The organism is Roseobacter sp. HKCCA0434, from assembly GCF_032464675.1.
GTDB lineage: Bacteria > Pseudomonadota > Alphaproteobacteria > Rhodobacterales > Rhodobacteraceae > Pontivivens.
On record NZ_JAWDKL010000006.1, the window covers coordinates 42,804 to 64,746 of the forward strand.

The window sequence follows — 21,943 nt, forward strand, 5'->3', positions numbered from 1 at the left end:
TGACCATTTCCCCGCGGGGAAACGGGTGCGCGGCTTGCCGGGCCATGCGGGTTTGCGTTTCCCCGCGGGGACGCGCGAGGCAGATCGTTAACGGCCGCCTTCGGGCAAGCCGTTGATTTTGCGTATTTTCAGGAAGATGAAGGTTAACGGGAGAGCAGGATGGAGCGGATCGGTGAGGTGAACGGGCAGGCGATGCATGCCCATACGCTCGACAGCGGCGCGGCGCGGGTCACGGTGATGAGCCTCGGGGCCGCGATCACCGACTGGCGCATCGCGGGCGTCGAGCGGGCGATGGTGCTGGGCTTCCCGACCTTGGAGGACCATCTGGCGCATGCGCGCGCGCATGGCACCATTGCGGGGCGGGTGGCGAACCGAACGGGGTTCGGGCGCTTCACGCTCGACGGCTTGGACTACCAGCTCGACACCGGCGGCAAGGAGCATCACCTGCATGGCGGGCCGGAGGGGCTCGGCTCCCGCATCTGGGAGATGGAGGCGGACGGGCCGCATGTGCGGCTGACGCACCGCTCGCCCGACGGGCACATGGGCTATCCGGGGGCGGTGGAGTTCACGGTGGAGATGCGGCTGGAGGGCACACGGCTCGACATGGAGATGACGGCGGTGCCCGACCGGCGCACGCCGATCAACCTGGCGCAGCACAACTACTACACGCTGGGGGCCGAAGGCGTGCGCGACCTCGTCTTCCACGCGGCGGCGGCGCAGTACACACCGACCGACGAGAGCCTGCGACCCACGGGCGAGATCGCGGGCGTCGAAGGTACGCGCTATGACTTCCGGGTGCCACGCTCCTCGCGCGAGGCGGACCCGGCGGAGGATGGGATCGACATCAATCTGGTGCTGGAGGAGGGACGCCCGGCGGAGGTGCCTGCCTGCACGCTGAGCAATCCCGACAATGGCGTGGTGATGCAAATGTGGACGGACCAGCCGGGCCTGCAGGTGTTCAACGCCTGGCATTTCCGCTTCGATGTGGACCACCATGACGGCTTGCGGACGGACGGCTATCAGGGCTTTGCGGTCGAGCCGCAGCACTTTCCCGATACGCTGAACAATCCCGGCTGGCCCGGGATCATCGCGTCGCCGGATGCGCCTTACCGGCAGCGGCTGGGGGTGGATATCGCGCAGGGGTGAGGGATTGGGTCGGCCCCGGCTCGGTAGGCGGGGGCACAACGTCAACCTGCACGTCGGCATCGGATCAAGATGTGGAACACCGCCGCGCAGCGTTGGGCCGCGGTGCGGCGATCCGACATCGGAACATGGCAGTTTATGTCGGCCAAGTCCGTCAGACCTACGAACGTCGCGCCTCCATCGACCATATCGCCGTGCCGGGGGGCGGCCCGGCGATGCGCGGCGCTTTCGGCTTGAGTCCGCGCTTGCGCATAATGATCGGACGGCCCCGGCTCGGGGGCCGGGGAGTGTCGTCACTCCGACGGGCGGACGCGGACGTGGCGTTTCTTGCCCGCGCTCAGCTTGTGCTCGGCGATCAGGTCGAGCATCGCGCCGGGATCGGTGACGGTGGCGTCGTCGATCTTCGCCCCGCCCTCGGCGATCAGGCGCTTGGCCTCCTTGCCGGAACTGGCGAGACCCGCCTGCACGAAGAGCTGGGCCATCGAGATCTCGGCGCGCGGCAACTCGACCGTGGGCAGGTTGTCGTCCATGCCGCCGCGCTCGAACACCTCGCGGGCCGTCGCTTCGGCCTCGGCCGCGGCCTGCGGCCCGTGGGCCAGAGTCGTGACCTCGTTGGCCAGCCGGATCTTCGCCTCGTTTATGCTCGCCCCGTCGAGTGCCGCCAGCCGGTCGCATTCGTCGATCGGCAGCTCGGTGAAGAGGCGCAGGAACTTGCCGACATCCGCGTCCAGCGTGTTGCGCCAGAACTGCCAGAACTCGTAGGGGCTCAGACGGTCGGCGTTGAGCCAGACAGCACCCGAGGCGGATTTGCCCATCTTCGAGCCGTCCGCCTTGGTCAGCAGCGGCGTGGTCAGGCCGAAGACCTGCTTGCGGTTGATGCGGCGCGTCAGGTCGATACCGTTGACGATGTTGCCCCACTGGTCCGAGCCGCCCATCTGCAGCGCGCAGCCATAGCGGCTGTTGAGCTCCATGAAGTCGTAGGCCTGCAGGAGCATGTAGTTGAACTCGAGGAAGGTCAGCGGCTGCTCGCGGTCGAGGCGCAGCTTGACGCTGTCGAAGCTGAGCATCCGGTTGATCGTGAAATGCCGCCCGTAATCGCGCAGGAAGGCGACGTAGTTGAGCTGGTCGAGCCATTCGGCATTGTCGGGCTGGACGGCGTCCGTCTCTCCCTCGCCGAAGTCGAGATACTTGTCGAACACGTCGCGAATGCCGGCCATGTTGGCGGCGATCTGCTCGGAGGTCAGCAACTGGCGCGCCTCGTCCTTGCCGCTGGGATCGCCGATCTTGGTGGTGCCGCCGCCCATCAGGGTGATCGGCTTGTGCCCCGTCTTTTGCAGCCAGCGCAGCATCATGATCTGCGTCAGGTGGCCGACATGCAGGGAATCCGCCGTGCAGTCGAAGCCGATATAGCCGGGCACGACACCGTTCAGGAGGGCTTCGTCCAGCCCCTCCATATCCGTGCAATCCTGCAGGAAACCCCGCTCGATCATCACGCGGAGGAACTCGCTTCGCGGCTGGTAGGTCATCTGTCGCATCCGTTGCGTCTGGGAAGGCCCGCGATGTATGCCCGAACGATGGGCGATTGGAAAGGGCCGGGCGATGCGGGTCGTGGGACTGATGAGCGGCACGTCGATGGACGGGGTGGACGCGGCACTGCTGGAGACGGATGGCGAGCGGATCCTGGGGTTCGGCAACGCCTATTTCGTGGATTACGCACCCGGCGAGCGCGAGGCGCTGGTTGCCGCACAGGGCCAGTGGCCGGGTGAGAGCAACGCGCTCGCCGCCACGGCGGAGATCGTAGAGCGGCGGCATATCGAGGCGGTGCAAGCGTTGCCGGGGGCGGAGCTGGTGGGGTTCCACGGGCAGACGCTGGCCCATGATCCGGGCAGGGCGCGGACGCACCAGCTCGGCGACGGGGCGGCGCTGGCGGCAACCCTGGGGGTGCCGGTGGTGTGGGATTTCCGCTCGGCGGACATGGCGGCGGGCGGGCAGGGCGCGCCGCTGGCCCCGTTCTTCCACCATGCCTGTGCGCGGTGGGCGGGGCTGGACGAGCCGGTGGCGTTCCTGAACCTCGGGGGCGTGGGCAACGTCACCTGGGTCGATCCGACCGTGGCGCGGCCCGAAGCGCCGGGGGCGCTGGTCGCCTTCGATACGGGGCCCGCGAATGCGCTGATCGACGATTTCATGCAGGAGCGGACGGGCGTGCCGCAGGATCGGTCGGGCGGAGCGGCGATCTGGGGGATGCGGGGCGGGGATCGCGCGCTGTTCGACGATCCCTATTTCGATCTCGCGCCGCCCAAGTCGCTCGACCGCAACGCGTTCCGCCCGGTGGCGCAGGCCGCGCGGGGGATGGAGACGCGCGACGGTGCTGCGTTCCTGACCGCCTTCACCATCCATTCGGTGCAGGCCGCGCAGCGCCATCTGCCCGAGCCACCCGCGCGCTGGCTGGTCTGCGGCGGCGGACGGCGCAACGCGACCATGATGGCCTGGCTCGGCACCGCGTTGGTGGGCGAGGTCGATCCGGTGGAGGCCGTGGGGCTCGATGGCGACATGCTGGAGGCGCAGGCCTTCGCCTATCTCGCAGCACGGGTGATGGCGGGGCTGCCGACCTCGGCACCGATGACGACGGGCTGCGCCGCGCCGGTCTGCGGGGGGCGGGTGAGCTATCCGGGGTGAGCGTCGAACGAGGTGAAAATGGTCGCGGACCGTCCTGCTGCGGGGCACGAAGCGCTCGCCCCCGCGCGGAATCAAGCCGAGGGCGCGCGCATCGGTCGTGCCGAAGGCACGCCTCCGGCGTGACCCGCCCCCCGGCACGGCGATTTGGTTATCTAGGCGTGACGTCGAGAGGTCGTGCGGACTTGGCGGCCATAAAGTGCCATGCTCGGGCCGTGGATCGCCGCGCCGCGGCCCGTCGATGCGCATCGCTCGACGTCAGCCCTCCTGAAATCATAACCCGGTCGATCCTCACTCCCCGCCCGACTGCGTGTCGTGCAGGGTCCGGTAGAGGCCGCCCTGCGCCATCAGCGCGTCATGCGTGCCATTCTCGACCCGGCGCCCCTCGGCGATGACGTGGATCTCGTCGGCGTCGCGGATCGTGCTGAGGCGGTGAGCGATCATGATGACCGTGCGCCCCTGCATCAGGCGCTCGATCGCATCCATCACCGCGCGCTCGGACATGGTGTCGAGCGCCGCCGTCGGCTCGTCCAGCAGCAGGATCGGCGCGTCCTTGAGCATCGCGCGCGCGATGGAGATGCGCTGGCGCTGGCCGCCCGACAGCCGCCCGCCGCCCTCGCCGACCTGCGTGGCGTAGCCCTCGGGTTGTTCGAGGATGAAATCGTGCGCATTGGCGGCGCGGGCGGCGGCCTCGACCTCGGCATCCGTGGCATCGGGGCGGCCCAGGCGGATATTGTCGGCGATCGTCGTGTCGAAGAGGAAGGCATCCTGCCCCACCACGGCCACCGCGCGGCGCAGGGCGGCGGCGTCGAGCTCGGCGATGTCCTGCCCGTCCACTTCGATCCGGCCCGATTGTGGCGCAAAGAGCCGCGAGATCATCGCGAGCGCCGTGGACTTGCCCCCGCCCGATGGGCCGACCAGTGCCGCGACGGAGTGGGCAGGGATGTCGAGGTCGAGCCCGCGCAGGATCGGCGTGTCGCCATAGGCGAAGCCGACATCGCGGAACCGCACCGACCCGTCGCTTATGTCGATCGCCGTGCCGCCGCGCGCCTCGCTGCCATCGGGCTCGGCATCGAGGATGTCGTAGACCATGCGCACGCCCACGAGATACTTTTGATAGTCCACGTTGAACTTGCCGAGCTTCTTGGCCGGGTCGTAGGCGAGCAGGAAGGCGGTGATGAACGAGAACAGCGAGCCCGCGTCGAGCGTGCCCGCCGCGATGCGCGTGCCGCCATAGACCACGATCGCGGCGAAGGCGAAGCCGCCGAGAATGTCCATGATCGGAGAGGTCAGGTTCGACAGCCGGGCGATCTTGTCGTTGAGCTTGCGCACGCGCTGGATGACGCCGTCCATCTCGGCGCCCAGACGCGCCTCCGCCGTGTAGGACTTGACCACGCGCGCGCCCAGCACGGCCTCCTTGACCAGTCCGATCAGGCGGCCGATGGAGGTGAACTCGTCACGGGCCACGCTGGTCATGCGCCGCATGATGGTGACGATGGTGATGACGGCCGGAGGTGCGATCACCAACGCGATGAAGGCCATCACCGGGTCCTGGATGATCATCACCACGACCAGAGCGACCAGGGTCAGGACGTCGCGCCCGACCGATTGCACCAGCATCTGGATGGCGTTGCGCGCGGAGGTGACGCCTGTCTGGAAGCGCACGACGAGGTCGCCGATCTCCTGCCCGTCGAGCCAGCCGAGGCTCTGCGCCTGCAACCGCTCGAACATCCGCGCCTGCAGTCGCGCGACGATGCGGTTGCCGATGCGCGCCAGCAGCACCGCGGAGGCATAGGTGGCGAGCCCCCTGATCAGGAATATCAGGATGACGCTGCTTGCGACGCCCCAGATCACCGCGCGGCTGGGCTCGATGAAGACCTCGTTGATGACGTCCTCCATCACCCAGGCGGTGAGGCCCGTCATGGCGGAGGCGAGGGTCAGCAAGAGGAAGCCGACGAGGTAGCCGACCCAGTGCTGTCGGGCGTTCTCGCCCAGCAGGCGCTTGGTCATCGCCCAGGTGGGCACGTCGGCCACGGTGGGTCGGGGCAGGGGGGCGGGTCTCTCGCTCATGCGGGGTGACATGGCGTGTCGGTCGCGAAAGGGAAAGGGGTCAATCGCCCCGACGCGGGATGGGGATGTCGAAATGCAGCACCTCTTCGCGCGTGCCGAGCTTGGTGTAGAGCGCGATGGCGGGTGGATCGACGTGATCGGCCTGCACGAAACTGACCCAGGCGCCCATGCGCGCCGCGCGGTGCCCGGCTTCCTCGATCAGGCGGGTGGCGATGCCCTTGCGACGGTGACGTGCCTCGACCGCGAGGTCGTAGATGTAGAACTCCGCCCGCGCCTGCTCCAGCTTCTCCAAGAGATAGCCGACCAGTCCGCCGACGACATCCTCCCCCTCGAGTGCCACCAGCACGAGCGTGTCGGATTTGCCGAGGACCCGATGCAAATAGGCGTCGTCAGGCTCGGGGACGTAGCTGTCAGGATCCTCGAACGCCGCGGCGAAGAGCACATTCAGCGCCCTCATCGGGGCGATGTCGTCGCTGCCGAGCCGCCTGAGCGTCACTCCCACTCGATGGTGCCCGGCGGCTTGGAGGTGATGTCGTAGGTCACGCGGTTGATTCCCGGCACCTCGTTGATGATGCGGGTCGCCGTCTCGCCCAGGAAATCGTGGGAGAAGGGGTAATAGTCGGCGGTCATGCCATCCACGCTCGTCACCGCGCGCAGGGCGCAGGCGTAGTCGTAGGTGCGCCCGTCGCCCATCACGCCCACGGTGCGCACCGGCAGGATCGCGACGAAGGCCTGCCAGATCTCGTCATAGAGACCGTGGCGGCGGATCTGGTCGATATAGACCGCATCCGCCTCGCGCAGGATGTCGAGCTTGGCGCGCGTGATCTCGCCGGGGCAGCGGATGGCGAGGCCGGGGCCGGGGAAGGGGTGGCGCCCGATGAAGCTGTCGGGCAGGCCCAGCTCGCGTCCCAGCGCGCGGACCTCGTCCTTGAAGAGCTCGCGCAGCGGCTCGACCAGCTGCATGTTCATCCGCTCGGGCAGGCCGCCGACATTGTGGTGGCTCTTGATCGTGACGGAGGGCCCGCCGGAGAAGCTGACGCTCTCGATCACGTCGGGGTAGAGCGTGCCCTGCGCGAGGAAATCCGCGCCGCCGATCTCCTGCGCGTGCTTCTCGAACACGTCGATGAACAGGCCGCCGATGATCTTGCGCTTGGTCTCGGGGTCGGAGACGCCTTCGAGCCGCCCCAGGAACAGGTCCGCCTCGTCGGCGTGGATCAGCGGCAGGTTGTAATGCTCGCGGAACATGCCGACGACTTCCTCGGCCTCGTTCTTGCGCATCAGGCCGTGGTCGACGAAGACGCAGGTCAGCTGCTCTCCGATCGCCTCGTGGATCAGGATCGCGGCGACGGACGAGTCGACGCCGCCAGACAGGGCGCAGATGACCTTGCCGTCGCCCACCTGCTCGCGGATCAGGCGGATCGCCTCCTCGCGATAGGCGCCCATCGTCCAGTCGCCGGTGAAGCCCGCGTCGCGGATGAAATTCTCGAACAGCGTGCGGCCGTTGGGGGTGTGGTGCACCTCCGGATGGAACTGCACGGCGTAGAAGCGGCGGTCGAGATCGGCGGTGATCGCGTAGGGAGCGTTCGGCGAGGTGCCGTAGACGGTGAAGCCGGGGGCGAGCTCGGACACGTGGTCGCCGTGGCTCATCCAGACCTGCTCGCGGTCGAGGAACCAGCCGTTCAAAAGGTCGATGCGGGCTTCGGCGGGGGTCACGTAGGCGCGCCCGAACTCCGCCGTGCCCTGACCGCGCAGCACCTTGCCGCCCAGCATCTGCATCATCACCTGCTGGCCGTAGCAGATGCCCAGCACCGGCACGCCGAGCTCGAACACCTTCATCGGCGGGCGCGGGGAGCCTTCGTCGGGAACGCTTGCCGGCCCGCCCGACAGGATCACGGCCTTGGGCGCGAAGCTGTCGAGGAAGGCGTCGTCCACCAGGTTGAAGGGGTGAATCTCGCAATAGACGTTCAGCTCCCGCAGGCGCCGCGCGATGAGCTGCGTGACCTGCGAGCCGAAGTCGATGATGAGGAGGCGGTCGTGTTCGTGCGCGATCTCTGTCATGGCCACCCGATAGGCCAGGACGGGCGGGCTGGCAAGCCTCAGGCTGCGGCGCGCAGGCGGGTCGTCATGCGGCGGTGCACCCAGGCCCCGATGGCGACGCATCCCAGCAGGATCGGAAGGCCCGGCAGGACGGGTCCGATGGCGAGCACCAGCAGGCCCAGAAGGCTGTAGCTGGCAAAGACGAGGGCGGCTGCAATCTGGATCATGACACGCGTCTCCACTCAAGTGACCTAGGGGAAGGTCGCACAACTGGAGCCTTGGATATGTGCGCAGCGATACCGAGGGGTTAACGCGGGGCCCGAACCGGGCATTTTGCAATCTGGGGGTGTGTGGCGGACGCTCGTTCTCATCCTCTTTCAACCCTGAGGTGTCCTGCGGTCGCAAGCAGGTGATTCGTTGCGCCCGTCCGCGACCGACACCGAACGGTCGCGGACCCGACACGAAGCTGTCATCGCTGGCGGCGAGCGTCCGCGTCACGTCATCCAATTGGAGAGAGACATGACTCGCCTGCTGATCCACACGATCCTTCTGTCCACCGCCGCCACCTGCGCCGTCGCGCAAGGTGCGGGGCCTGCCGTCGACCTCGGCCCGCGGCCCTATTTCCTCGTCGACCGCATGGAGGAGGGCGCGCTGCGCGACCGTCTCGCCGCGTGCGAGGGACCGTTCGAGCGCACCGCCTTCTCGATCGGGCATCGCGGCGCGCCGATGCAGTTCCCCGAGCATACGGTCGAATCGAATCGGGCCGCGGCGCGCATGGGCGCGGGCATCCTGGAATGCGACGTGACCTTTACCGAGGATCACGAGCTGGTCTGCCGTCACGCGCAGAACGACCTGCACACCACGACCGATATCCTCGCCACCGACCTCGCGTCCGAGTGTACGACCGGCTTCACCGGTGCCACCGCCGATGCGCCCGCCAGCGCCGAGTGCCGCACCTCCGACATCACCTTGGCCGAGTTCCGAACGCTGAACGGCAAGATGGACGCCGCCGACGACACCGCGGCGGATGTCGCGGGCTACATGGACGGCACCGCCGCCTGGCGCACGGATCTCTACGCCACGACCGGCACGCTGATGACCCATGCCGAGTCCATCGCGCTGTTCGACGAGCTGGGCGCGGATTTCACGCCCGAGCTGAAGGCCCCTTCCGTCGAGATGCCGCATGACGGCTTCAGCCAGGAGGATTACGCGCAGAAGATGATCGACGAGTACCGCGAGGCGGGCATCGACCCGTCGCGCGTCTGGGCGCAGAGCTTCGATCTGTCGGACGTGCTCTACTGGATCGAGAACGAGCCGGAATTCGGCGCGCAGGCGGTCTATCTCGACGATCGCTACGAGGCCGAGGACGAGGACGAGGGCCTGATCGACCCGATGGACGCGGCGACCTTCAAGCCGACGATGCAGGAACTGGCCGATATGGGCGTGAACTACATCGCGCCGCCGACCTGGATGCTGCTGACGCTGGACGACGCGGGCGAGATCGTGCCGTCGGTCTATGCCGAGGAGGCTAAGGCCGCGGGCCTCGATATCATCACCTGGACCATCGAACGCTCCGGCCCGCTCGCCTCGGGCGGGGGCTGGTACTACCAGTCCGTCACGGACGCGGTGGCCGAGGGCGGCGACGGCATGATGTACGAGGTCATCGATGTGCTGGCGCAGGATGTCGGCGTCGTCGGTATCTTCTCCGACTGGCCGGCGACCGTGACCTATTACGCCAACTGCATGGGCCTCTGATCACAGACCCAGAAGCCGTCGCCAGAGCGGGCGACGGGCGCGCGCGCGGAGCAGGCCGAACCAGGCCTGCTCCTTTTCATATTCGGAAGCACCTTTTCGCAGATGCTGCATCTCGGCATGGTCGTAGGGGCTACGCATGGTTTGTCTCCTGTCGCTATCCTGTGCCGAGGATGACGGCGCGACCCCGCGCCGGAAACGGACGGGATCGCAGGGGGAGTTTCGGAAATGAAAGACCGGATCGGATGGGACGACCTCGCGCTCTTCGCCGCGGTGGCCCGCAACCGGAGCCTGACCCGCGCGGCGGAGGTGACGGGGGCGAGCGCGCCGACCCTGTCGCGGCGGATGAAGGCGCTGGAGGCCCGCATCGGACGCAGGCTCTTCGTGCACGGGGCCGAGGGCTACACGCCCACCGGCGAGGGGCGCGCGCTAATGGACCGGGCCGCGCGGATGGAGGAAGCCGCCGCCGAGATCGAACATTGGCGCACGGCGTCGGGCGGGCCGGTGCGGGTGCGCCTCTCGGCCGGGACCTGGACGGCGCGGCGGCTGGCGCGCGACCTGCGGCACTACTGGAGCCCCGACGCGCCCTGGGTGCCGGAGTTCGTGCAGTGCAACCTCGACATGGACATCGCGCGGCGCGAGATCGACATCGGCGTGCGCAACCGGCGGCCCGAGCAGCCCTGGCTCGCCGGGCGGCGGACGGGCGCGGTTGCCTATGCGGTCTATGCCACGGCGCCGGAGGTCACGGGCTGGATCGGCGCGAGCGTCGAGACGCATCCGCTGCCTTCGGAAGCGTGGATGCAGGCGCATCACGCGGACGCGTTCGTGACGCTGGCCAATTCCGCAGCCCTGCGGCTGGAACTGGCGCAGGCGGGGCTGGGACGGACGGTTCTGCCGACCTTCGCCGGCGATGCGGAACCGGGTCTGGTGCGGGTCTCGGACCCGATCGCGGAGCTGGCCTCCGAGGAGTGGCTCGTCAGCCATCATGAGGCGCGCCACGACCCGCCGATCCGTGCGGCACTCGATGCGCTCGGGGCCTACCTCTCGGGCGGGCGGGGTTGAGGCTGGCGGGCGCAATCCTTATCTTCCCGCTCAGGTATTCGAGGAGAGTTCGCATGTTCGCCATCCCCGGCAAGCAGGCCGTCACCATGACCGACCGGGCCGCCGCCCAGATCCGCCGACTGATGGAAAAGGGCGGCACCAAGGGCCTGCGCGTCGGCGTCAAGAAAGGCGGCTGCGCGGGCATGGAGTACACGATGGACTATGTGGACGAGATCGACCCGCATGACGAGGTGGTCGAGCAGGACGGCGCCCGCGTGATGATCGCACCGATGGCGCAGATGTTCCTGTTCGGGACCGAGATCGACTACAAGACCGCGCTTCTCGAAAGCGGGTTCGAGTTCAACAATCCCAACGTGACCGAAGCCTGCGGATGCGGTGAATCGATCAAGTTCGAGGGCATGTAGTGGCGGGCACGCCCCGTCGCCTTAGGTTGGCGGCTGACTGACGCAAAGGAGAGCCGCTCATGACGATTCGCCCCCTCATCGCCGGGAACTGGAAGATGAACGGCCTCGCGGCCTCGCTGGGGGAGGTGCACGCGCTGCGCGAGGCGCAGGCCGCGCCCGCCTGCGACGTGCTGATCTGCCCGCCCGCCACGCTGATCGGCGCGATGGTCGCGGCGGTGCAGGGCCATCCCATGATGGTCGGCGCGCAGGACTGCCACGCGGCGGAAAGCGGCGCGCATACGGGCGATCTGTCGGCGGAGATGATCGCCGATGCGGGCGGTTCCGCCGTCATCGTCGGCCATTCCGAGCGGCGCGCCGATCATGGTGAGGATGATGCGGCGGTGAAGGCGAAGGCGGAGGCGGCGCTGCGCGCGGGCCTGATCGCCATCGTCTGCATCGGGGAGACGGAGGAGGAGCGCGACGCAGGCCGCGCGCTCGACGTCGTTCTTGGCCAGCTCGCCGCCTCGCTGCCGGCGGGGGCCACCGCGGAGAATACCGTCATCGCCTACGAGCCGGTCTGGGCCATCGGCACGGGGCGCGTGCCCGAGATCGCCGACATCGCCCAGATGCACGACGCGCTGCGAGATGACCTGAAGGACCGGCTGAGCGACGGCGCGTCCGTGCGCCTGCTCTATGGCGGGTCGATGAAGCCTGGCAACGCGGCGGAGATCCTCGCCGTGGAGAACGTGAATGGCGGCCTGATCGGCGGCGCCTCGCTGAAGGCCGCCGATTTCGGCGCGATCATCGCCGCCGCGTGATCCCGAGCGGGGCGGCGCGGGCCGCCCCCTTCGGATTGGCTGAAATACTCAGTCCGCGCCCATCAGCTTGCGCGCCTGGCCGACCCAGTCGTCGCGCATCGGACGGTCGCGGAAGGCGGAGAGCTGGGCGCTGAGCTCCTGAATGTTCGCCTCGGTCATCTCGGCGATCTGGGCGAAGGTGGTCAGGCCCATCTCGTTGAGCTCGGCGGCGAGCTTGGGGCCGACGCCCTTGAGCTGCGTCAGGTCGTCGGCGGCCTCATCCGCCGCATCTTCCATCGCGTCGGTGGCGGCCTCGACGGCCTCCATCGGATCGCCCTCGGTCAAGAGCGCGGCACTCTCGGCGGCGGGCATGTGCCGGGTTTCGGCGGGGCCGTGCCAGAACATCGGCGAGAACCGCCAGTCGATGCCGAACAACGGGGCGGCGGGCGACAGGCTCATCCAGTAGTCGATCACGGTCTCGCCCCGGCGCGGGGCGAGGATCTGGGGCAGGGACTGCATTCGGGATCCTCCCGGATTGGAATGATTGCGCCGCAACGATAGCATGAATTTATGTTGCGGCGCAACAAAGCCGGTCAGAGGCCCATCGGCGCGGTGCGACGCAGGCCGTAATGCTGGGCGAGACGGCCGAGGGCGATCTTCAACACCACCTTGCCCGAACGGGCCGACCAGCCGAGCCGACGCTCCGCCGTTTCCAGCCCTTCGAGAAAGCAGCAGCAGCGCATTGCCACATCCGCAAGTCCCGGCCCCAGCGCGCCGAAGGCCGCCTGCACCCGGTCGCGCGCGTCCTGCGGCCCGGCCAGCGGGTCCGAGGCCGAGCCCGCACCGCCGTCGAGCGGGGCGAGGAAGCGGTCCCAGTTCTGCCCGACGCGCGGGCCCATCTGGGCGCGCTCGAACTCCTCGCGCAGACGCTCGCCCGCCTCCAGCTCCTCGGGGTTGAGGAAGGGCTTGCCGTCGCGGCCCTTGCGACGGGCGAGCAGGGCGAGCGGGCTTTCGGCGAGGTTGACGGCGAGGTTCGCGGGCGCGTCGCCCTCCATCACCGCGCGCGTCCCCGCGACGTGGTGCTGTGCTGCGAAGGGATCGGCCTCCCGCGCGCGCTTCGCCGCGGCGTCCTGTTCCAGCATCCGGGCGAGCGCGCCACGCCCGCCGGCGGTGATGGCGTAGCGCATCACGCGACCCTTGCCCTGCGGCGCGATCCAGTCGCGCACGCGGAACGCCTCGACCGCGGTGACGGGGCAGGTTGCGATGCGGGTGGTGGCGTCGCCCTGCGTTCGGAAGACGACGGCGGTGTCCATGCCCTTGGCGAGGGCGAGGAAGGCGCCGCTTTCGCCAAGGCGGCGCAGGATGCGGCGCGCCTCACGGGCGATTTCGGCGTCGGTGATGCGGTTGTCCAGTGCGGTGCGGGTCATGTTCATGATCTCCTTTGCCGGATGATCTGCGACCGCGCCCCGTCTCAGGCGATCCTCCGCGCGGGTCAAGCAGCGGTCGAGGAGGGGATCCTCGCGCCACCGCTCGACCCGCGCGACCGCCCGGCAGAAGGTCGAGGCGGCATGCCCCGTCTGACGGGCGAGCCCCCGCAGCGGCACCGACAGGCCGACATGCGCAAGGTAGCCGAGATAATGCAGGGGCACGTCGCCGGGCAATCCGGGGGCGTGTCCTGCCACGGCGAACGGGGCAGAAGGAGAAAGGGTCAAGGTCTGAATGTCCGGTCTGAAAATGGTTGGTGCGTGAAAATGCAGGTTCTTGAAATCGTCGGTGACACAAGGATTAGGCGCCGAATCTTTCCAGAGTCTTAACAACCCTTACCAACGCGCGCCGATCCGTTAATCGCGCAACACCTCGCGGATGGCGGGCAGCATCGATCCCACGCATTTACCAGCAAGGGATTCATTCGATGACCATTTCCACACGCCCCCGCATCCTGATCCGTGCCGCACGCGACATGGCGCGCAGCCTCACGGGTGCGCCGCAGGAGATCGCGAAGCTGTCGGAGCGCGAGGCAGCACTCGACGCCGCCCGCCGACAGGGGCAGGCGGGCTATTCTCCGATGGAGCATCTCGCGACGCTGGCCGCCCTGTTGGCCGGCCAGCGTGCCGCGAAGGTCTGAGGCTCAGCCGAACGCGTCCGGCTCGCTCTCCTTGCGGGTGCGGATATAGTCGTGCAGCCCCTCGGCGATGCCGGGGTCGAGGGGCGGGGCGACGTATTCCTCCAGCATCCGGGCGACCTTCGCCGAGGCGAGCGCCTGGCTGTCGGGGCCACCATCGTCGGCCCAGGTCTCGAACGGGCGGTAGTCGAGCACGCCGGTCCGCCAGAACGCCGTCTTGAAGTTCGCCTGGGTGTGTTCGCAGCCCAGGTAGTGCCCGCCCGGCCCGACCTCGCGGATCGCGTCCATCGCCTGGCCGTTCTCGCTGATATCCACGCCCTCGGCCAGCGAATGGAGGATGCCCAGCTGATCGGCGTCGAGCACGAACTTCTCGAAGCTCGCCACCAGACCGCCCTCCAGCCAGCCGCAGGCGTGCAGCATGAAGTTGACCCCGCCCATGAGCGCCGCGTTGAGCGTGTTCGCCGTCTCGTAGGCCGCCTGCGCGTCGGGCAGCTTGGAGCCGCACAGGCCGCCGCCCGAGCGGAAGGGCAGGTTCATGCGGCGGGCGAGCTGGCCCGCGCCCCACAGGATCTTCGACGCCTCGGGCGTGCCGAAGGTGGGGGCGCCGGAATTCATGTCGATCGAGGTCACGAAGGCGCCGAAGATCACCGGCGCGCCGGGGCGGATCAGCTGCGAATAGGCGATGCCCGCCATCGCCTCGGCCAGCACCTGCGTGAGCGTGCCCGCCACCGAGACGGGCGCCATCGCGCCGCCCACGATGAAGGGCGAGATGATGCAGGCCTGCATGTTGGCGGCATAAACTTCCAGCGCGCCCATCATCACGTTGTCGAAGGTCAACGGCGAGTTGACGTTGATCAGCGAGGTCATGTGCGGCCGCTCGGTCGCGACATCGCCGAACAGGATCTTGCACATCTCGACCGAATCCTGCGCGCGCGACGGTTCGGTGACGGAGCCCATGAAGGGCTTGTCGCTGAGCGTCATGTGCGCTTCGAGCATGTCGAGATGGCGCTTGTTGACCGGCACGTCCGTCGGCTCGCACACTGTGCCACCCGAATGGTGGACCCATTTGGACATGTAGGCGAGCTTCACGAACTGGCGGAAATCCGCGATCGTGGCATAGCGACGCCCCCCGGCCGCATCGCGCACGAAGGGCGGGCCGTAGACCGGAGCGAGCACCAGGTTGCGTCCGCCGATGACCACGTCGCGCTCGGGATTGCGGGCGTGCTGCGTGAATTCGGACGGGGCCGTCGCGCACAGTTTGCGCGCCAGGCCGCGGGGCAGGCGGACCCGCTCGCCCTGCACATCCGCGCCCGCCTCGCGCCAGCGCTCGAGCGCCTGGGGGTTGTCGACGAAGGCGACGCCGACTTCCTCAAGCACGGTTTCGGCGTTGTACTCGATGATCTCCAGCGCCTCTTGGGTCAGGATCTCGAAATCGGGGATGTTGCGCGTGATGTAGCGGGCGGCCTCGATCTTCGGGGCCGTGCGTTCCGCCCGGCGCGCCGCGCCGCCTCCGCCCCGCCGCCCGGTTCGCCGTGCTGCCATCTCGCTCATCGCGTCCTCCTAGAAGCCGTTGGCGCATTGTGCACTTGCAACCCGCGCGTGTTGGCGCAGATTAACGCGTGACGTGCGCGATCCCTCGGGAAATGCGCCTCTTGAAGTTCCGGATGCGACATGGTCGAAACACGCGCCGGGACTGAGGTATTGAGCAGTCGACCAAGGCAGATGGAGAACCCGAGACATGAACCGAGCCGCATTGCTGATGAGCGCCGCCGTGATCGCACTGGCAGGCTGCTGGGAGGACGAGGACGAGACCGCCGATGAAGGCGGCGAGACCGACCAGGTCGCGACCGCGCCGCTCGACGGAAACTTGCCCGAGGACGAGGGCGACACCAATATCGACGTCACCGTGACCGCCGACGCGGATGCCGAGGCGGATGCGGATACCGCAGAGGCGGACGCCCAAGCCGAGGCCGATGCCGAGCGCGAGGCCGCCGAAGCGGCGGAAGCCGAAGCCGCCGCCCAGGCAGAAGCGGAGGCGCTGGCCGCCGCGCAGGCCGAGCGCGAGGCCCTCGCCGAGGAGCGGGCCGCGCTGGAGGCCGAGATCGCCGAGCTGCGTGCCGAGGCCGAGCGTCAGGTCGAGGCGCTGCGCGCCGAGACCGCCAGCCGTCAGGCAGCGCTCGCCGCACAGCGCGCCGAGATCGCGGCACAGGAGGCCGCTGCCCGTCTGCGCGAGATGCAGATGGCGCTGGCCGAGACCGACGAGGGTGCCGAGGCCGAGGGCAACATCGCCGCGACCGAAGGCGAGGGCGACGCCGCCCCGACCGTCGCCGCCACCCCGCTGACGCCCTATACGGGTGGCTGGGCCGCGGATGCGGACGACGTCATGCCGGTCTGGGTGATCTCCGAGACCGCGCTGATCTGGAATACCGGCGCGTGCGAGATCACCGACGTGACCGACGAGGGTGACGGTCTGCGGGTCGAGGTGGGCAACTGCACCGGCGGCGTGGATGGCGGCACCATCGGCCTGAGCATGGCCGGAGAGGACCTCGACGTCGCGACCCCGATCGGCAGCTTCACGCTGGTTCCCGCCAGCGCGGGCTGATCCTCGCGAGACCCCGAAACGAGAAAGGGCGGCCCCGGTGGCCGCCCTTTTTTCGTCTGAATGATGTCCGTTTACATGAAGCCCAGTTCCAGCCGGGCCTCGTCGCTGAGCATCTCCATGCCCCAGGGCGGCTCCCAGACCAGCTGGACATTGACCGTCTTGACGCCGGGCAGCGGCTCGATCGCCTCGGCCACCCAGCCGGGCATCTCTCCGGCCACGGGGCAGCCCGGCGCGGTCAGGGTCATCAGCACGTCGACCTCGCCCCCTTCGGAGATGTCGATCGTGTAGACCAGGCCCAAGTCGTAGATGTTCACCGGGATCTCGGGGTCGTGCACGGTGCGGCACGCCTCGACCACGTTGTCGTAGAGCGGGTGATCCGTCGTGGACGGCTTGATGAGGGGCTGGCCCTCCATCGGTGCCTCGGCGTTCATGCGCGGCTCCTGTCGTAAATACCTGACAGGAGATATAGGAATTGCGGGCGGGGGCGTAAACCCGGCTTTCGGATTGGCGCAAATACTCAGGAGCGCGCGCATGCGGCGCCGTCGGATGCCTCCGGCGGGAGTATTTGGCCAATCCGAAGCGGTTGACGCGCGGCGCGTCGGGCGGCATCTGGTGCGCTTCGATCGGAAAGGACAGGGCGATGAGCGGTTTCGGGTTCAGCATTTCGGGCAGGGACGGGCGCGCGCGCACCGGCGCGATCACCACGCCGCGCGGCGAGATCCGCACGCCCGCCTTCATGCCCGTGGGCACCGCGGCGACGGTCAAGGCGATGATGCCCGAGAGCGTGCGCGCGACCGGGGCGGACATCCTGCTCGGCAACACCTACCACCTGATGCTGCGCCCGACGGCGGAACGGATCGACCGGCTCGGCGGGTTGCACCGCTTCATGAACTGGGATCGCCCGATCCTGACCGATTCCGGCGGCTTCCAGGTGATGAGCCTCGCGGGACTGCGCAAGCTGACCGAGGACGGCGTGCGCTTCAAATCCCATATCGACGGGTCCGAGCATGTCCTGAGCCCCGAGCGCAGCATGGAAATTCAGAAGCTGTTGGGCTCGGACATCGTCATGTGTTTCGACGAGTGCCCGGCGCTACCCGCCGATCGCGTGCGCATCGAGGAGAGCATGGAGATGTCGATGCGATGGGCCGCGCGAAGCCGCGACGCCTTCGGCGATCGGCCCGGGCACGCGCTCTTCGGTATCCAGCAGGGCGGGCTGGAGGAGGACCTGCGTGCCCGCTCGGCGGAGGCGCTGCGGTCCATCGGCTTCGACGGCTACGCGGTCGGCGGCCTCGCCGTGGGCGAGGGGCAGGAGGCGATGTTCGGGTGCCTCGACTACGCGCCCGAGCAGCTGCCGGACGACAAGCCGCGCTACCTGATGGGTGTGGGCAAGCCCGACGACATCGTCGGGGCGGTCGAGCGGGGCATCGACATGTTCGACTGCGTGCTGCCCTCGCGCTCCGGCCGGACGGGGCAGGCGCAGACGCGCATGGGTCAGGTCAACCTGCGCAATGCGCGCCACGCGGACGATCCGCGCCCGCTCGACCCCGAATGCACCTGCCCGTGCTGCACCAACTACTCGCGGGCCTATCTGCACCATGTCCACCGCGCGCAGGAGATGATCGCGGGGATGCTGCTGACCTGGCACAACCTGCATTATTACCAAGAGCTGATGCAGGGCCTGCGCGACGCGATCGCGGCGGGCGAGCTGGCGGGCTTCGTCGCAGCGTTCCACGCGCGGCGGGCGGAGGGGGATCTGGAGCGGGTTTGAGCGGTCCCTGTAGTCAGTCCTTCCGGGCCGCGTCGAGATAGGTTTGCATCAGCGTCGTCGCCTGGCCGCCACGGACGCGATTTCGGATGAACCGCTCCGTATCGCGCTTGGAATCGTCGAGCCAGACCTGCAGCCAGGCCGAGACGCTCGTGAAGGGATGCGTCACCACGATGCGCGCCCGCGTGGTGCCGTCGCCGGGCAGGGACAGGTCGACCGTAACCTTCGTGCCTGCAATGTTCGTCGAATGACGGTCCTCATCCGGCATCAGCTCGTATGAGCAGGACAGCGGCGCCTTGACCCGTCGCAGTCTCGCGATGACCGGCAGGTATCGCCCCTTCCTGGTGACATAATCGATGCGACAGGCGTCGAATTCCTCCTCGTGCATCACGATACCGTCCTGTGCGAGTAGCGCGTATTGGTCGGCATGTCCCGCGGTCGGAACGGTTGCCGCCCACATGTCCTCGATCGCCACGGGCAGTGCGAAATCCATCTCCAGCCGGACCGGTGCCGAGATGTTGTCTGCCAGCCATTCCGCCCCGATCACGACGGCCAGAGCCGCGAAGAGGACGCCGACGACGGGAACCCCCGGTGCCGCGATTTGCAAAACCTGCCAGACGGGCAGTATCAGGGATGCGAGGGTCAGCACTCGGAGCGCTTCGAGCCAGTAGGGCAGGCCGCTGGAGAACGCGTAGACCCCTCCGATGACGAGAGCAAAGCCCAGCAGCGCAGCCGTGACGCGCAACCAGTCACCTGTCCACATCGTGCCGCTCGACGAGGACATCATTAGCGAGACGACAAGCGCGGCCGCGATCACGGCGATCCGGCGACGGTGGACGATCACGATCTCCGCGAAGCTCGACATCTCGGCAGTCTCCCATTTGCATTGCTGCGACATCTGGTCCGCCGGGTCGGCGAAGAGCAAGGGGTCGGGCCGAGGTTATTGCAAAGGTGCCGTGATTGCCTTGCGCCCGCTATCTGCGCGGCGCAACATGAATCCGTCGACCCGTCGCACCCCTTGAACGCACCGTGAACGACGCACAGATTACAAAACCATGACGGAAGCGCCCATGTCGCCGATGGCCGGGGCGGGGCGCTTTGCGAGAAAGGACATTTCATGACCGACAACACCCAGATCACGTTGCCCGTGCTGCCCTTGCGCGACATCGTGGTGTTTCCGCACATGGTCGTGCCGCTCTTCGTCGGGCGCGAGCGGAGCGTCAAGGCGCTCGAAGCGGTGATGAATTCGGGCAAGCAGATCCTGCTCGCCGCGCAGCGCGATCCCGGCGAGGACGAGCCGACCACGGGCTCGATCTACACCACCGGCGTGCTGGCGAGCGTGCTGCAACTGCTGAAACTGCCCGACGGCACCGTGAAGGTGCTGGTCGAGGGGCAGTCGCGCCAGCGGCTCGATGCGATCCGCGATGCGAGTGAGTTCTTCGAGGCCGACGCCACGCAGATCGTCGAGACGCGCGAGGACCCGGAGGCGGTCGAGGCGCTCGTGCGCAACATCGCCGGCGATTTCGAGCGCTACGCCAAGCTCAACAAGAACATCCCCGACGAGGCTGTCGCCGCGGTCGGAGAGATCACCGATCCCGACAAGCTGGCCGACACGGTCGCTGGGCATCTGGGCGCCAAGATCGAGCAGAAGCAGGACCTGCTGGAGACCGCCGATCTCGGCGCGCGGCTGGAGAAGATCTTCGGCCTGATGCAGGGCGAGATTTCCGTGCTGCGCGTGGAGAAGAAAATCAAGTCCCGCGTGAAGACGCAGATGGAGCGGACGCAGCGCGAGTACTATCTCAACGAACAGATGAAGGCGATCCAGAAGGAACTGGGCGACGGCGACTCGAACGAGGACGCAGTGGCCGAGTACGAGGAGAAGATCGCCGCCACCAAGCTCAGCGACGAGGCGAAGGACAAGGCCGAGGCGGAGCTGAAGAAGCTGCGCAACATGAGCCCGATGTCCGCCGAGGCGACGGTGGTGCGCAACTATCTTGACTGGATGCTGTCGATCCCGTGGGGCAAGAAATCCCGCGTGAAGAAGGATCTCGGCAAGGCCGAGGCCATCCTCGACGCCGATCATTACGGGCTGGAGAAGGTCAAGGAGCGGATCGTCGAGTATCTCGCCGTGCAGCAGCGCAGTCAGAAGCTGCGGGGCCCGATCCTGTGCCTCGTCGGCCCGCCGGGCGTGGGCAAGACGAGCTTGGGCAAATCCGTGGCCAAGGCGACGGGGCGGGAGTTCATCCGCATCAGCCTCGGCGGTGTGCGCGACGAATCCGAAATTCGCGGTCATCGGCGCACATATATCGGCTCGATGCCCGGCAAAATCATCCAGTCGATGAAGAAGGCCAAGACCACCAACCCGCTGATCCTGCTCGACGAGATCGACAAGATGGGCCAGGATTTCCGCGGCGATCCGGCGAGCGCGATGCTGGAGGTGCTGGACCCCGAACAGAACGCGACGTTCAACGACCACTATCTCGAAGTGGATTACGACCTCAGCAACGTGATGTTCATCACCACGGCCAACTCCTACAACATGCCGCGTCCGCTCCTCGACCGGATGGAGATCATCTCGGTCGCGGGCTACACCGAGGAGGAGAAGGCCGAGATCGCGCGCCGTCATCTGCTGCCCAAGCAGGAGAAGGGGCATGGTCTCAAGAAGGGTGAGTTCACCCTGACCGACGATGCGCTGTTGCAGGTCATCCGCACCTATACCCGAGAGGCGGGCGTGCGGAATCTGGAGCGGGAACTGGCCAAGCTCTGCCGCAAGGCGGTGACGCAGCTGGTCAAGAAGGAGGTCCAGAAGGTCGAGGTGACGGCGGAGAACCTGTCCGACTATCTCGGCGTCGAGCGCTTCAAGTTCGGGCTGGCCGAAGAGGACGATCAGGTCGGCGTCGTCACTGGCCTGGCCTGGACCGAGGTGGGCGGCGACCTTCTGTCCATCGAGGCGCTGCGCCTGCCGGGCAAGGGCCGGATGAAGACGACCGGCAAGCTTGGCGACGTGATGAAGGAATCGATCGACGCGGCTTCCTCCTACGTCCGGGCGCGCGCCCTGACGCTGGGCGTGAAGCCGCCGGAGTTCGAGAAGCTCGACATCCACGTCCACGTGCCCGAGGGCGCCACGCCCAAGGACGGGCCGAGTGCCGGCATCGCGATGGTGACCTCTATCGTATCGGTCCTGACGCAGATCCCGGTGCGCAAGGACGTCGCCATGACGGGCGAGGTCACGCTGCGCGGCAATGTCCTGCCGATCGGCGGGCTGAAGGAGAAGCTGCTGGCCGCCCTGCGCGGGGGCATCAAGACGGTGATGATCCCCAAGGACAACGCCAAGGACCTGGTCGACATCCCCGACAGCGTGACGGAGGGGATGGAGATCATCCCGGTCTCGAACGTGACCGAGGTGCTGGAGGTCGCGCTGACCCGTCAGCCCGAACCGGTCGAGTGGGACGAGGAGGCCGAGCCGATGATCGGCAACGCGCCCGCGACGGGGACCGCCGGGACCGGCGTCGCCGCGCACTGAGCGGCGGAAAGATC

General features: G+C 67.9%; 21 protein-coding genes. 10 read left to right on the top strand and 11 right to left on the bottom strand.

Annotation, left to right across the window (positions count from 1 at the left end):
- Positions 1 to 159 precede the first annotated feature (159 nt).
- A complete protein-coding gene (locus tag RX333_RS05625) occupies positions 160 to 1,146 on the top strand; it encodes an aldose epimerase family protein (RefSeq protein WP_316013945.1) in 987 nt (328 codons plus the stop codon).
- 290 nt (positions 1,147 to 1,436) lie between these two features.
- Here RX333_RS05625 and tyrS read toward each other — a convergent pair whose 3' ends face one another.
- Entirely contained in the window at positions 1,437 to 2,669 is a 1,233-nt protein-coding gene (gene tyrS, locus RX333_RS05630; RefSeq protein WP_316013946.1) for a tyrosine--tRNA ligase, read from the bottom strand.
- 73 nt (positions 2,670 to 2,742) lie between these two features.
- Here tyrS and RX333_RS05635 point away from each other — a divergent pair, with 73 nt between their 5' ends.
- The gene (locus tag RX333_RS05635; RefSeq protein ID WP_316013947.1) at positions 2,743 to 3,819 is read left to right on the top strand and encodes an anhydro-N-acetylmuramic acid kinase; all 1,077 of its coding nucleotides are present in this window, start codon (positions 2,743 to 2,745) and stop codon (positions 3,817 to 3,819) included.
- A 288-nt stretch (positions 3,820 to 4,107) separates the two neighbouring features.
- On the opposite strand, the gene RX333_RS05640 is transcribed toward RX333_RS05635, so the two are convergent.
- From RX333_RS05640 to RX333_RS05655, 4 genes are read right to left on the bottom strand one after another with little or no spacing between them, the layout of a single operon-like run.
- Positions 4,108 to 5,886: an ABC transporter ATP-binding protein gene (locus RX333_RS05640; protein ID WP_316013948.1), complete on the bottom strand. Its 1,779-nt coding sequence runs from the start codon at positions 5,884 to 5,886 to the stop codon at positions 4,108 to 4,110.
- A 40-nt stretch (positions 5,887 to 5,926) separates the two neighbouring features.
- Positions 5,927 to 6,343, bottom strand: a complete 417-nt coding sequence (locus tag RX333_RS05645) for a GNAT family N-acetyltransferase (protein WP_410056050.1) — start codon at positions 6,341 to 6,343, stop codon at positions 5,927 to 5,929.
- A 35-nt stretch (positions 6,344 to 6,378) separates the two neighbouring features.
- Positions 6,379 to 7,944, bottom strand: a complete 1,566-nt coding sequence (gene guaA, locus RX333_RS05650) for a glutamine-hydrolyzing GMP synthase (RefSeq protein ID WP_316013950.1) — start codon at positions 7,942 to 7,944, stop codon at positions 6,379 to 6,381.
- 38 nt (positions 7,945 to 7,982) lie between these two features.
- Positions 7,983 to 8,150, bottom strand: a complete 168-nt coding sequence (locus RX333_RS05655; protein ID WP_316013951.1) for a hypothetical protein — start codon at positions 8,148 to 8,150, stop codon at positions 7,983 to 7,985.
- A 292-nt stretch (positions 8,151 to 8,442) separates the two neighbouring features.
- On the opposite strand from RX333_RS05655, the gene RX333_RS05660 reads away from it, so the two are divergent.
- Complete coding sequence (locus RX333_RS05660) at positions 8,443 to 9,678, top strand: glycerophosphodiester phosphodiesterase family protein (RefSeq protein WP_316013952.1); 1,236 nt, start codon at positions 8,443 to 8,445, stop codon at positions 9,676 to 9,678.
- Here the strand turns inward: RX333_RS05660 and RX333_RS05665 are convergent, their stop codons facing one another.
- Positions 9,679 to 9,816 (bottom strand): hypothetical protein, encoded by a 138-nt coding sequence (locus RX333_RS05665; RefSeq protein WP_316013953.1) that lies wholly within the window; start codon positions 9,814 to 9,816, stop codon positions 9,679 to 9,681.
- A gap of 87 nt (positions 9,817 to 9,903) precedes the next feature.
- Here RX333_RS05665 and RX333_RS05670 point away from each other — a divergent pair, with 87 nt between their 5' ends.
- Genes RX333_RS05670 through tpiA form a run of 3 tightly spaced genes read left to right on the top strand, consistent with a single transcriptional unit; the run spans position 9,904 to position 11,938 of the window.
- On the top strand, positions 9,904 to 10,737 hold the full coding sequence (locus RX333_RS05670; RefSeq protein WP_316013954.1) for a LysR family transcriptional regulator: 834 nt from the start codon (positions 9,904 to 9,906) through the stop codon (positions 10,735 to 10,737).
- 53 nt (positions 10,738 to 10,790) lie between these two features.
- The gene (locus RX333_RS05675) at positions 10,791 to 11,141 is read left to right on the top strand and encodes an iron-sulfur cluster assembly accessory protein (protein WP_316013955.1); all 351 of its coding nucleotides are present in this window, start codon (positions 10,791 to 10,793) and stop codon (positions 11,139 to 11,141) included.
- Between the two features lie 59 nt (positions 11,142 to 11,200).
- Entirely contained in the window at positions 11,201 to 11,938 is a 738-nt protein-coding gene (tpiA, locus tag RX333_RS05680; RefSeq protein WP_410056051.1) for a triose-phosphate isomerase, read from the top strand.
- A gap of 48 nt (positions 11,939 to 11,986) precedes the next feature.
- Here tpiA and RX333_RS05685 read toward each other — a convergent pair whose 3' ends face one another.
- Positions 11,987 to 12,436, bottom strand: coding sequence for a hypothetical protein (locus RX333_RS05685; protein ID WP_316013956.1), 450 nt, complete (start codon positions 12,434 to 12,436; stop codon positions 11,987 to 11,989).
- Between the two features lie 74 nt (positions 12,437 to 12,510).
- A complete protein-coding gene (locus RX333_RS05690; RefSeq protein WP_316013957.1) occupies positions 12,511 to 13,599 on the bottom strand; it encodes a DUF6456 domain-containing protein in 1,089 nt (362 codons plus the stop codon).
- A 230-nt stretch (positions 13,600 to 13,829) separates the two neighbouring features.
- Here RX333_RS05690 and RX333_RS05695 point away from each other — a divergent pair, with 230 nt between their 5' ends.
- The gene (locus RX333_RS05695) at positions 13,830 to 14,042 is read left to right on the top strand and encodes a DUF6477 family protein (protein ID WP_316013958.1); all 213 of its coding nucleotides are present in this window, start codon (positions 13,830 to 13,832) and stop codon (positions 14,040 to 14,042) included.
- 3 nt (positions 14,043 to 14,045) lie between these two features.
- On the opposite strand, the gene RX333_RS05700 is transcribed toward RX333_RS05695, so the two are convergent.
- Positions 14,046 to 15,590 (bottom strand): trimethylamine methyltransferase family protein, encoded by a 1,545-nt coding sequence (locus tag RX333_RS05700; protein WP_316013959.1) that lies wholly within the window; start codon positions 15,588 to 15,590, stop codon positions 14,046 to 14,048.
- A 187-nt stretch (positions 15,591 to 15,777) separates the two neighbouring features.
- Between RX333_RS05700 and RX333_RS05705 the strand changes: the two genes are divergently transcribed.
- The gene (locus RX333_RS05705; RefSeq protein WP_316013960.1) at positions 15,778 to 16,641 is read left to right on the top strand and encodes a hypothetical protein; all 864 of its coding nucleotides are present in this window, start codon (positions 15,778 to 15,780) and stop codon (positions 16,639 to 16,641) included.
- 71 nt (positions 16,642 to 16,712) lie between these two features.
- Here the strand turns inward: RX333_RS05705 and RX333_RS05710 are convergent, their stop codons facing one another.
- Positions 16,713 to 17,072, bottom strand: coding sequence for an SUF system Fe-S cluster assembly protein (locus RX333_RS05710; RefSeq protein WP_316013961.1), 360 nt, complete (start codon positions 17,070 to 17,072; stop codon positions 16,713 to 16,715).
- Between the two features lie 209 nt (positions 17,073 to 17,281).
- Between RX333_RS05710 and tgt the strand changes: the two genes are divergently transcribed.
- On the top strand, positions 17,282 to 18,409 hold the full coding sequence (gene tgt, locus RX333_RS05715; RefSeq protein WP_316013962.1) for a tRNA guanosine(34) transglycosylase Tgt: 1,128 nt from the start codon (positions 17,282 to 17,284) through the stop codon (positions 18,407 to 18,409).
- Between the two features lie 13 nt (positions 18,410 to 18,422).
- On the opposite strand, the gene RX333_RS05720 is transcribed toward tgt, so the two are convergent.
- Complete coding sequence (locus RX333_RS05720; RefSeq protein WP_316013963.1) at positions 18,423 to 19,331, bottom strand: hypothetical protein; 909 nt, start codon at positions 19,329 to 19,331, stop codon at positions 18,423 to 18,425.
- Positions 19,332 to 19,523: 192 nt separating this feature from the next.
- Between RX333_RS05720 and lon the strand changes: the two genes are divergently transcribed.
- Positions 19,524 to 21,929 (top strand): endopeptidase La, encoded by a 2,406-nt coding sequence (gene lon, locus RX333_RS05725; protein ID WP_316013964.1) that lies wholly within the window; start codon positions 19,524 to 19,526, stop codon positions 21,927 to 21,929.
- Positions 21,930 to 21,943 lie beyond the last annotated feature (14 nt).